Below are 11,647 nucleotides of genomic sequence, written 5' to 3' on the forward strand. Positions count from 1 at the left end.
CCAAGCGACGGGTACGGCCGCTCAATTCGGAGAATCTTACCCTGCCCTTTCTGGTCAAATCAGAACCGGATCAGGCCTGCTTACTTACGATTTTTATCGCCGAGTTTGGCGCCAGGATTCTCAAGCCATAACAGCGTCGCTATATAAGCAGCAAAGCGACGTGTGTAACTCGGTGACAACTCTCGCATTTGAATCAGTGACTCAATTGCCAACATTTGCGGATTATGCGGCCCCGGATTCTCTGGTCCATCATCTATCGCCTGAGCAATAATGTTGTCAATGTTAAGCCGCTTAGTTGACTCACGATGCACCTGCATCGAGCGCAAAGACAATTGCACCGGTTGCGTAGAAGTGTCCAGTACCGAACCGGTAGACACAACACTGTCTGCCAAACCGCCAACTAAGCTACGCGCCTCTTGTTGCTGTTGCTCTAAGAGGTACTCTAGTGAATTCAACTGTTCGTCATCAACCTCGTCTTGGTCTTGCTCGGTAAGTTCTAAATGCAGTTCACTTAGTGAGGCTAAGCCCTCACCGGTTAATGAGTCACGACTCAAGCGCGCGCTCAATTGCGATAACGAGGTAAACTTGCAACTAGCAAACAGAGCCTGAGCAGCTGGCAACTGGTCTGGAAAGGCATCGGAAATAGTTTCTACAATTAGACCGGCGGCTTCACGATCTTTTACGAAATTTTCGGTGTATTCACTCAATCTAGCATTTATCTTTTCAATCAGTGACGAATTGCTTGTGTGGCGCGGCTCACTCAAACGTCTTAGCAGACTCTTAAGGCAAGCAAAACGAACGGGGTCGTAGTGCTCAATATCGCGGGTTTCCAGCACTGTGTTGAGCTGCGCACCAAGGTTGTCATGATTAAGATTATCTAAACTAGCCCCATCTATGCACAAGGAATCAAAGCCTACGCCACCTTGCTCGGCCTGCTGCTGGCCCTCTTTGTTTACGGCTGACGCACTCATTGCACACTTGAAAGCGGTTTCGTTGCTAGTTTAGTCTCTACCTCGGCCGCAGCTGAATTGCGCGGCACCGGCGACATTTCAACCCGTCGATTCTGGGCTCGACCAGGTTCGTCTTCATTGCTAGCAACCGGACTTTGGTCACCGAACGCTGCGGCGAATACCATATTTGCTGGCATACCTTCTTGTATCAGCACACGAGTAACCGTAAGCGCTCGTTGTGCAGACAACTCCCAGTTGTCGCTAAAGCTTCGGTTGTCACCTCGAATCGGCCGGTCATCCGTGTAACCGCTGATCATCAGCATTTGATCGCGCTCGCCTAAGTAAACCTTCAACGGCGCGATCAAGCTGGCAAGCAAAATCCGACCTTCGGGCTGCAGTTGATCCGAATTTACTGCGAACAACACGCTACCACTAATCGCGATGCGGCCGTTTTCAAGAGTGACTCGGCCGTTACGCAACGGGTCAACCAACGCTTCTTCGAGCGCCTTACGTCGCTGTTCTTCGACTTGACGTTTCGCTGTTTCAATCTTGAGCGACTGCGCTAACTCCAATTGGAAACCCAGCGCCCAAATTAGCAGCAACACGAACACGCCGACTAAGCCGGACATTAAGTCGCCAAAGATCGCCCAAATAGGAGGCGCGTTAGAGCTGCTGTCGTCTAGTTCGTTCACTAGCTTGCCTTTTTAACCGCAGCTTGCGTAGGTTGCGCTTGCACTGCATCGATGATTTTTTGATGCGAAAGCACATTATGATCGATGATTTCACGCGCCTGAGCCACGTAGTATTTCAATTGTTCATCGCTACGAGATGTCGATTGCTCAAGTGATGTTTCGATACGCGTCAGATTCTCAATAAGTTGACTATTCGACTCACTAAACAAGGTGACAGCCGCGTTAAACGCATCGCCTAGACTGGCTATTTCAGCGCTACTGCTAGCAAAATGCTCGGCTACCGCCGCCAACTTGGTGGACTCGCCTTGCATACGCTCACCAAACTGCTCGCCCACTTGACTCAAAGTGTCGGCCGACCGCTCGATCAAGGCATCAACTGCCTCGCGTTGGCCAACCGCACTTTGCTCCAAAGTCTTAGATAAACTATCAAGCTGCTCCATTAGACGCGTTCGTTCGCTTAACAAGTCGTTATCGCGTTCCAAGTTCTTTGTCATCTCACCGCGCAACTTCTCGATGACCTGTGCTGCGGCTTTCGGTGTTTGCGACGCCGTTTCAATCAAGCGCTGCATCGGCTCTTCTAACGCCTGCCCCAACGTGGCTAGGTGACCCGCCACCACGGATTCCAATTCGCCCAAACGTTCGACCGCCATATTGCCACGTGTGCCCTCTTCTTCACGCACACGCTGCAGCTCCACACTGATGGTAGAACTCAACTGCTCGGCTTGCTCACGCTGTCGCTCAGCCCATTGCGCACTCGTGTCACTAAAGCTTTCGATCAAACTTTGGCTAGTTGATTGCAAGTTCTGGCTGGCGCTCGCCATCGCGCTATTTACTGCCTCGACTAAGCTATCACTTGTCTTACTATGCTGTGCCAGATTAGCTTTGAAGACTGTTTGGATCTCTGCGTTGCTGGCACTTAGCGCGTCGTTCAACGACTTCATTTGCCGCTCACTGTTAGACGTTAGCGTTTGCTGTGTTTCCAGTGCCGACTTATTAAGCTGGGCTAAGGTGTTTTCAGCCATCGGCATAACACTTGAACTAATTAGCTCTGCGCTCTCCACTAAGCTGGTTTTTAGTGCCCGATCAACCCGTTCATTAAGCTCGCCATATAGCTCAGTGACTGTACCTTGAAACGATTCTTGATTAGCCAATAAGCGTTCGCCGATACGTTCGCCCATTTGTTCAAGATTATTCGCTAATGCACTAAGCTGCTCAGCGACCGCAGGAAGAGACTGCGCTTGATCTTGAATGGCCTGAAATGCAAGCTGTTGTGTGTAATGTCCAGAAAACTGGCGTAATTCAAGGCCAATTTTAGTATCGAGTGATTGACTCGCTTGCAGTCGTTCACGACGACTCAAGGTTGATAACAAGCCCAGCATCGCGGACGCTGCAACGCCAGCAACCGAGGTACCAAAAGCCAAACCAAGCCCTTCAATCGGTGCGGCTAAACCGGCGCGTATAGCTTCGAGCTCGCTACTGCCTTCAAGCGCAACAACTGCGCCCTTTAGGGTACCGACCATGCCCAAAAATGTACCTAATAAGCCGAGCATCACCAACAAGCCGACCAAATAAGGCGTGACCACGGGCGCGGGCAAGCCGTTATTTGCGCCCTCGATCCTTCTGCGCACCGCGTTTTGTAAACTCGGATGCACCGGCGCCAGCCATTGAACTAAGTCCGTAACCGGATGATTGACATCACTCAGCGTGAGCTTAAGCGTATTGGTAGCACGACGAAACTGCACCAACTCCCATGCGCCTATCGCGTAGACCGCACCAATTACCAGCGTTACGCCAAACCCAAGCGTATCGCTACCAAGAAAAATACCGCCCATCCAAATAATCGCCAATGCCCCTAAACAAAAGGCAGTGCCAAATAGAATTCTAGTCATTATGTATCTGTTACTTGTTCGTTAAGTGCTTCGAGCAATCCCAACACAGGCTGCAAACGCACATCAAATTCAGCGAACAGTAGCTCGCGCATATTGTCATAAAAACGGGCAAGCCAGCCGCCAGGTGCGAGCCATTCGCTAACCTCACTATCGCTCGCCTCTTCAGTTAAGGCATCTTGCTCCAGATGCTCTGCTAATAGTTGCTCGAAACTTCGTTCCAGTATCTTAGGCGTTACACTAAACAGTTTACGAGATTGAATTGTGATGCTGTCATCGACAATTCGATCAAGCACAGCCAGTTTATGCATCTGCGGCGAGGCCGCCGCCAAAGCTTGACGCACTCGCTCACGTAAACTTTGGATCCCAGCCGCCATCTCAACCTGATGGGTAATATAAAATCGTTGGTATGGCTGGTAAACCAACAAGGCATCGGCCTTAACCCCAGCATTGGCACTTGGAACCCGCACCGGCATTGTCTCAATATCCGGCGAAAAACTCCGGCTAATCATCGTTAACATTCGTTCACGGCTCGCCAACACGTCTTCCTGAATGGTGCTTGTATTAGCAAAATTCTGTGCGGCCGAGGTATCCGGTAATTGCTTCAACGCTCTTGCCAAGGTGATTGAATCAGACAACCCAATCAAGCCAGCCAAACGTAGCGATAAGTTGCGTTCAACCGCACTCACCTTGCTGCCTGTGAGCTCGGCAAGCATGTGCACTAACGTTGAACGATCTAACAATGGGGATGTTATCGATTGGATAAAGCAAACAAACACGCTTGCGCGCGCCCTAATTTTTCAAAGCGCCATTATCCACCACAAACAGCAAGAATCAAGTTTCATATTCAGCGTAAAGGCTAACGAACCAGCAATTTAGTAGGCAACTGTCTTGGAAGACGGGTTTAGTCATCAATTCCTAAATAGGCATTCGATATAAACCGTTTAGAGCAGTGCGCGTAACGCGTTTACCCGCGTAGCTACAACGACCGTTTGGCGTGATAATAGTTTTGGATAAATTACGGGATAAATAGTTTGAGTTGCTACACTGCTCCAAGTGTTTACCAGCCCATTCCCTAGCCTAGCAAAATACTAATCCACTAAAACTGTTAGAGTGAATTAGGCAGTATCAAATTGGAGCGGGAAACGAGATTCGAACTCGCGACCCCAACCTTGGCAAGGTTGTGCTCTACCACTGAGCTATTCCCGCATAGAATTTGCATACTGCATATGTTGTTGAAACAGACTGATAAACAGATGATTAGTGGCTGCTTCTCAACGAGGCGTGAATACTATTGAAAACACACGAAAAAAACAACGTCTATTTTGAACTTATTTTCAATCGTTGGCATCCCTAGTTATATCAGTACAGCGTGCAAAAGTAACTCCTCCACGAACTCCACCACGGTGCGATACGTTCTCAATCACTTCGACTTAAGCCAACTGGTGAATTAGCGTCAGTTACTAAGCAAGGCGGCTTCAGCTTGGCAGCATTCCTTAACGTGAAGGTGGTCAATTATCACACAGATTACCGGCGTCAAAATTTACAATAAATCGATAATAATCCACTCAATTTTGCGTATACAACGGCGAATGGCAAGTGCCTCTAATAAAACCCACTGGCCAAGCGGGTTTATAGATTTACACCTGCGCCAGTATGGGTTTAGTGTATTCAGTAAAACCTGAGGACCATCAGCCGCAGGTATGAATCCGAATTTTGACTTGGATCAATCTATAACTGAGAAACTCAGGCTTAATGGGCGTGTAGACCTTTGTGACGAGTCGCCAAAAAGTGATCGTGACACATATCACAATTTAGTCATGGCTTTCGCAACCTCGCTAAGCCCTCAGAAGAACACTTGTGCTTCATGGGCAATTTGCTATGTTGATTCCAGTGGGAGATAAACAGTTTGCTTAATGGAATGAAGATGCTTTTAGAAATTCGGTGTATCAGTAAATCTCCATACTTCAAATGGTTTAAGTTGAATACAAACTACGGTCTAAAGATGCCTCCATTCGCAGGCTCTCGCGAACTGTCTTTAATCACACTGGGCAACAATTAGATAGCGAACTTCTTCCAATGCATACTCAAGGCAACTACCTGTGAAACTCACCGGCAAAAGACTAGCTTTATTGATTTTCCTCGCGGTCATAATTGTGTTTGCTGCAAGATTTATTACACACAAAGTACAAGGCCCAGAATTGTCAGCGTACCGAATCCAGAGTCAACCGCTCACACAGACCGTTGTCGCAACCGGCCGAGTTACCTCAGCATCACGCGCGCAGATTGGAGCAGAGATTTCCGGCGTAATCATCGAACGTCACGTTCACGAGGGCGATCAAGTCCAAGCTGGCGATAAATTGGTAACGTTGCGGTCTGATGAACTAATCGCTCGCCTCGGCGAGGCACAAGCGTCACTGGCTGAGCTTCGCGAATCCAGTAAACCCCAGGCTGATGCGGCATTGAACCGCGCGCAAGCACGGTTCGATCAAGCCAATCGAGAAGCAACACGTAGGCAAGATCTGCTGCAACGCAAAGCAATTTCCCGCGAAACCATGGAACAGGCTATCGAACAAAAAACAGCTGCACGCGCAGCGCTTGAGCAAGCCAAGCTGGCAGCCGATGCGTTGGCAGCTGGTAATCCTGCCGATGTTGCCGCGAGCAATCGCCTTGCGATGGCGCAGGCAGCTCTCGATAAAACCATGGTGCGGGCATTGGTGAGCGGCACCGTGCTCACACGCAATGCCGAGCCTGGCGATGTGGTGCAACCAGGCCGTGTCCTTTTTGAGATTGCTCGTGACGGCCAAACCGAATTGATTGTGCCGGTGGATGAGCGGAATCTAGCCGTATTAAGCCTTGGTCAACCGGCACTTTGTGTGACCGATGCGTATCCAGATCAGCCCTTCCCGGCCACAGTTAGCTTTATTGCACCGGCGGTCGACCCTCAACGTGGCAGTGTGGATATTCGCTTGCAACTCGACCCGGTCCCCGACTTTCTACGTCAGGACATGACGGTATCAGTAAATATCGAAACTGGCCGACGTGAGCAAGCACTAGTCGCCCCCAACGATGCGCTCGACAATGTTGCTGGCGGGCAAGCGCAGGTATGGAGAGTCCATGACGGCCGCATTCAACGAACGCAAGTGACACTTGGCTTGCGTGGACTCGCGTTAACAGAAATCACCAACGGTTTGGAAAATGGCGACCTAATCCTCGCTAACGCCGACGCGTCATTGGTTGATGGCAGTCGAGCACGAGCAGTTGAAGAGGCGCTACCGAACGACTCGACCGACACCGCTACCGCGCGTGAAACACCAGTTAAATTTGACTAACGGTTATGTGGACAGAATGGGCCATTGCCACCAAGTTTCTACGTGAAGGTCGCACGCAAAGCGCATTAATTCTGATCGGAATTGGAGTTGGCGTTGCTGTTATCGTGTTTATTACCGCGCTGATTACTGGGCTGCAAAACAACATCATCGACCGCACTCTAGGTACTCAGCCGCACATAAAACTGTCAGCTCCCGATGAGGTAAACCGAATTTTTCCACCAGCTGACAACAGCGTGCAACTGGTACTAGAGAGTAAACGGGCACAACGACTACGCTCAATCAATAACTGGCTGCAGCTGGTTGATGTGTTAGATACGTTACCGACGATCACAGCGGTTTCACCGGTAATTTCAGGGCCAGCGTTTGCGCGCCGAGGTGAAGCGTTGCAATCTGTGGTGCTGATTGGAATTAATGATGAGCGATACCAAAAGATCTTGCCGGTCAGTGAAGACATCATAGCCGGTGTTTTCGATGTCGGTGCTGGTCAAGCCGCGATTGGTAAGCAGTTGGCCATCGAACTCGGCATTAGCGTCGGTGACAAGCTGCGTTTACAGACTGGGCAAGGCGGCGACAGCGTGCTCAATATTGCCGGTATTTTTGAGTTAGGTGTGCGCGAAATCGATGCGCGCTACGTCTACCTTGATATGAGTCAGGCACAATCACTGCTCAATCTACCTGGCGCAGCTACGGTGATCGACATGACCGTGACCGATATCTTTCGCGCTGACATTACCGCCACGCGCATACGTCGACTGACCAACCAAAAAGTAGAAAGCTGGATGGAAAGTAATGCGCAGCTATTGAACGCCTTGCAAAGCCAGAGTCTATCAACCAACATGATAAGTGTGTTCGTAGCCTTAAGCGTGGCCTTAGGCATTGCCAGTGTACTTTCGGTCAGCGTGGTGCAGCGTACCCGAGAGATTGGAATATTACGCGCTATTGGAATCAGACGTTCACAGATGCTGCGAGTTTTCCTCATTCAAGGTGCGCTGTTTGGCCTGTTTGGCTCGCTGTTAGGCGCAGTCAGCGGTTGCGTATTGGTTTGGGTCTTCAACACCTTTGGGCCGCGGCTATTCTTTATTCCGGTCGACCCTAATTTGCTACTAACGGCGACGCTACTCGCAACCCTCACTGGTATAATTTCGGCCTCAATTCCGGCTCGCCGCGCCGCGCATCTTGACCCCGTGGAGGCAATGCGACATGTATGAAACTGGCAGCCAAGATCCACTTCAAGAAGTGCTGCGCCTACATGACGTTAGAAAGAGTTATAACGTTGGCCTGCCCACCGAGATTGAGGTGCTACACGGCATTGATTTAACTCTACAGCGCCGCGATTTCGCGGCCTTGGTTGGCACCTCTGGCTCGGGTAAAAGCACTTTACTCAATCTAATTGGCCTACTTGATACACCAACTGCTGGGGAAATCGAACTATTAGGAGAGCCTACTCGAGCTATTAGCGATAGTCGGCGCACCGCCCTGCGCGGGCACACCATTGGCTTTGTATTCCAGTTCCACCACCTCATTCAGGCCTTCACCGCGCTGGAAAACGTGCTGATGCCATTAATGATTGCAACGGGGAAACCAAGCGCTGAACAACTCGATCTTGGACACAGCCTGCTCAGTGAAGTTGGTCTCGCCGACTACGCTAAACGCAAGCCCGACCAATTATCAGGTGGCCAGCAGCAGCGTGTCGCCGTCGCGCGTGCGCTGGTGACTCGTCCTGCATTGTTGCTGGCTGACGAACCCACCGGCAACCTCGACAGCAAGAGCGCAGCCGAAGTATTTGACCTGTTCCGCACCTTCAATCAGACGTTTGGTTGTGCGGTATTAATGGTAACGCACGATGCTGATCTTTCTGACCAATGTGACCGCACGATATCACTCGCTGACGGCAGTATTGCTAGCGACACAGGGAGTGCCACGACGCCCGTTTCGCCCTCTGGTTAGAATTTAGGTCCAAGTGCCCTGCTTCGCATGACCTCAGATACGAATAAGCCAATCGCGCCAATAGAATAGCTTGGTAACTTTACGTTAGCACTTCGGTTATTTCAGGTCTGAAACTCAAGCCTGTTTCGGCACTAAAACATAGGTTCCACTATCCACAATTGCCGACCCGGTCATCATTCGATATCTTAATTAATTAATAGCTTTCAGACTCCTGACTCGCTGTCAGCTCAACGGCTTCCCGACTTCCTTCCTATGGAGAGGCATTAACCAAAAATAAAACGAGAGAAGCAGCAATAGCTACTACAGCCAAAAGGTTGGATAAAACACAACAGCCAAAACACCGCTTCCTGACGGTCTTTACACGAGTTATTTATGGTCACTCATGAGCGCGTTGTATCCTTGCACACCACTAAAATTTACCGTAACCGATACTGTTTCGGTAGCGAGTAGCTTTGCGCGATCGTAGTACTCGAAAGTTACGTCATCTGTATACGTTCCTTCTACGCGTCTAGCCTCGTTTTTGCCTTTTATGTCAAGCCACTCGCCAACATACGTAAACTCAACGTCATTGAGTGTTTGGAGGGCTCCATCAGCCTTAACCCAACTGGTACTCGAGTCCTTATTAGTGAATATTAGTCGGTCTTTTTGTTTGCCTTTCATTTCCCGCGCTGGGTAATTACCTACCTTAATCATGCCAATAAACTCCTTTGACAGCAGTTTAAGTTCAAACGGCCCGTCTGTTTGCTGCAGCATGTGTATCCCAATAGCACCCTGCTTTGTGACGTCATCTTTATACCCTGGACCGCGCTCAACACTAATAGAAAACATTTCTCTGTTAACTTCAGGGTTGCGTTCAAACACATACTCGCCTTTTAAATCACCATCGTGGATATTGATTGTCACTTTGGCGTCGAAGTCCCGCGAAGACATCTTGCTGATTTGCTCAGCAGAAAGTTCGCTGTCCATTGTGTTTGCTTGACTGCACGAGGCTAGTAATAAACTACATACAACGAGAGATGCTAATTTTTTAATCATTGTCAGTGTTTCGCTAAGGTCTACTATGCGTTCAAAGCTAGTAAAAGTTATGGTTAATTGAGCGTGTTATATCAGCTAAATATTGGTGAGCAGAAAATGAACGAACCTGGTTGTCGAAGCCAACAGACAAAAGTTGCACGCTATTTCGTTCGACCACATCAGATATTAGTTACGCCCTCTAGTAAGCGACAAATAATACCCAGCTCTCTGACATGAATGAATCCCCTGATTAGGGTATATGTCCGACCTAAACAGTTGTAAGTCTATTCACATGCAGAATCTCCTGCGTGGAGATTACAAGAATATTCTGCTTTTGAACTCAGTCATTTTTAAGGGAGATTACCAACAACAGTCCAGTCAATGGGTTGGGTCTGAGATCATGGTAAGGCAAGTTTACTCAGATCGGCACTATCAACGTATACCCGCCACAAATTCACTGCTTTAATTCGTTAACAGAGTCCCCTACCAACCCAATCGCCGGCGGCGAGAATGGCGCTCGCCTAGACGTTTCAAAACGCTAGATTTATCGAGTTTTAGTACAGAAAATGCAGAATTTTTAGCTACAAACACCTTGTTTCTATTTGAATTCAGTTTAGGAAACATAGGGTTAAGATTCCTCTTAAACATGCCTGTCCCTGTTGTTTTTTTCCAACGCGCACTTTTTAGGTGTTGGGCGGTGGGTACCTTAACGGCGATAAACAGAGAACATTCCATCAACTCACCTCCAGACCGAGTTTATCTCTTTTGACAAAGCGCTCAGACAGCCAATCCGCGAGTTCATTATTCCTATATTGTGACAACAAACGATCTCTACAGGCGATGGCGAATGGGTCTTCTTTAACTGTTTTAGGGTGCTCGTCAAAGAAAAGGACCCGTTCAATAACGTCATCGATAAATTTCAATTTAACATCATACTTTCTATCATCTCCAGCCTGATGAATTTCATCGTTGAAGTGACGCTCAATATATTTTGATACTTTTGCCCAAACATATTGGCCGGTCCCATACGGATTTACACTGTAAACTTGACCAAGTTTTTTATCCTCATACTTTCCCTGTAAGACCCAAGTCCCTGGGAACATTCCCGATAAGAGAGTCTTGAGAGACGGATTGAACCACCCAGTTCTAAACGAATTCTCAACAGTGCCATTTTTAGACCCTAACAAAAAATACGGCGCCAGAATTTCCTCACGCCCGCCCATCATTCCATAGTCCTTAAATGCGTCATATTCATTTTGGACTCTGAAAAAGCTTCGGAGCATAGAAGAAATTCCCTCAGCCGATATATAGTCCGGGCGCCTGTAGACAAATGGATCAGTAGTTAGCTTCTCAAAGAGATTTTCGATAACTTGCTCGTTAAGCATTGGGTGATACCATAAGTAAAATAGCGGAAAACAATAAAAGAGTTTGTCACCTGCTTCTATACATGGGTTTTTTTTCTTAGAAATTTCTACTTTATATTCGCTTGGAAGGCGACCTTTAAAGAACAGAGATTTATGAACCGTTAAGTAACCAGTCTTTACACTAGTCATAAAGGCAAACTGCTTTAAGATTGGAGTAATGTTCTTCCACTCTTGTTTGCGTTGCTCTAAATTATTACGGTTGTACTCTTCCCATTCTTCATGGTCGGGTACCCATGCATTGTCGTCTAACGCATCAAAAATCACAATTGTCACCAAAAAAGGAAATATAAATAAAAGGGGTCAGTGAAGACTAATAGGGACAGGCATAGTAACACTTGAAAAGCACCTTCCAAAATGTCACTCTAGTCACACAAGGAAACAAACTGGAGTTACGGAATGACT

The 11,647-nt window shown here is 48.3% G+C and carries 9 protein-coding genes and 1 tRNA gene; 3 read left to right on the forward strand and 7 right to left on the reverse strand.

Going from position 1 to position 11,647, the window contains the following annotated elements:
- Positions 1–80: 80 nt before the first annotated feature.
- The 5 genes from DFR28_RS06655 to DFR28_RS06675 form a co-directional block, all read right to left on the reverse strand.
- Positions 81–971: a DUF2894 domain-containing protein gene (locus tag DFR28_RS06655; protein WP_113953567.1), complete on the reverse strand. Its 891-nt coding sequence runs from the start codon at positions 969–971 to the stop codon at positions 81–83.
- On the reverse strand, positions 968–1,642 hold the full coding sequence (locus DFR28_RS06660; RefSeq protein WP_113953568.1) for an OmpA family protein: 675 nt from the start codon (positions 1,640–1,642) through the stop codon (positions 968–970). Before DFR28_RS06660 ends, DFR28_RS06655 begins: the two co-directional genes overlap by 4 nt.
- Entirely contained in the window at positions 1,642–3,531 is a 1,890-nt protein-coding gene (locus DFR28_RS06665) for a hypothetical protein (RefSeq protein WP_113953569.1), read from the reverse strand. The genes DFR28_RS06660 and DFR28_RS06665 overlap by 1 nt, the downstream gene beginning before the upstream one ends.
- On the reverse strand, positions 3,531–4,271 hold the full coding sequence (locus DFR28_RS06670; RefSeq protein ID WP_147250944.1) for a DUF3348 family protein: 741 nt from the start codon (positions 4,269–4,271) through the stop codon (positions 3,531–3,533). The genes DFR28_RS06665 and DFR28_RS06670 overlap by 1 nt, the downstream gene beginning before the upstream one ends.
- A 391-nt stretch (positions 4,272–4,662) precedes the next feature.
- Positions 4,663–4,737, reverse strand: a tRNA-Gly gene (locus DFR28_RS06675).
- Between the two features lie 893 nt (positions 4,738–5,630).
- On the opposite strand from DFR28_RS06675, the gene DFR28_RS06680 reads away from it, so the two are divergent.
- The 3 genes from DFR28_RS06680 to DFR28_RS06690 are packed head-to-tail and all read left to right on the forward strand — an operon-like array spanning position 5,631 to position 8,807.
- Positions 5,631–6,860, forward strand: coding sequence for an efflux RND transporter periplasmic adaptor subunit (locus DFR28_RS06680; RefSeq protein ID WP_113953571.1), 1,230 nt, complete (start codon positions 5,631–5,633; stop codon positions 6,858–6,860).
- A gap of 5 nt (positions 6,861–6,865) precedes the next feature.
- Positions 6,866–8,068 carry an ABC transporter permease gene (locus tag DFR28_RS06685; RefSeq protein WP_113953572.1) on the forward strand — a complete coding sequence of 401 codons (1,203 nt, stop codon included), beginning with the start codon at positions 6,866–6,868 and terminating at the stop codon, positions 8,066–8,068.
- Positions 8,061–8,807: an ABC transporter ATP-binding protein gene (locus tag DFR28_RS06690; RefSeq protein WP_113953573.1), complete on the forward strand. Its 747-nt coding sequence runs from the start codon at positions 8,061–8,063 to the stop codon at positions 8,805–8,807. The genes DFR28_RS06685 and DFR28_RS06690 overlap by 8 nt, the downstream gene beginning before the upstream one ends.
- Positions 8,808–9,173: 366 nt before the next feature.
- Here the strand turns inward: DFR28_RS06690 and DFR28_RS06695 are convergent, their stop codons facing one another.
- Together DFR28_RS06695 and DFR28_RS06705 are read right to left on the reverse strand one after the other, a co-directional pair.
- Positions 9,174–9,773, reverse strand: coding sequence for a hypothetical protein (locus tag DFR28_RS06695; RefSeq protein ID WP_113953574.1), 600 nt, complete (start codon positions 9,771–9,773; stop codon positions 9,174–9,176).
- A gap of 782 nt (positions 9,774–10,555) precedes the next feature.
- On the reverse strand, positions 10,556–11,509 hold the full coding sequence (locus DFR28_RS06705; RefSeq protein ID WP_147250945.1) for a hypothetical protein: 954 nt from the start codon (positions 11,507–11,509) through the stop codon (positions 10,556–10,558).
- Positions 11,510–11,647: the final 138 nt, after the last annotated feature.

Source organism: Arenicella xantha, from assembly GCF_003315245.1.
In the GTDB taxonomy this organism is placed as follows: domain Bacteria; phylum Pseudomonadota; class Gammaproteobacteria; order Arenicellales; family Arenicellaceae; genus Arenicella; species Arenicella xantha.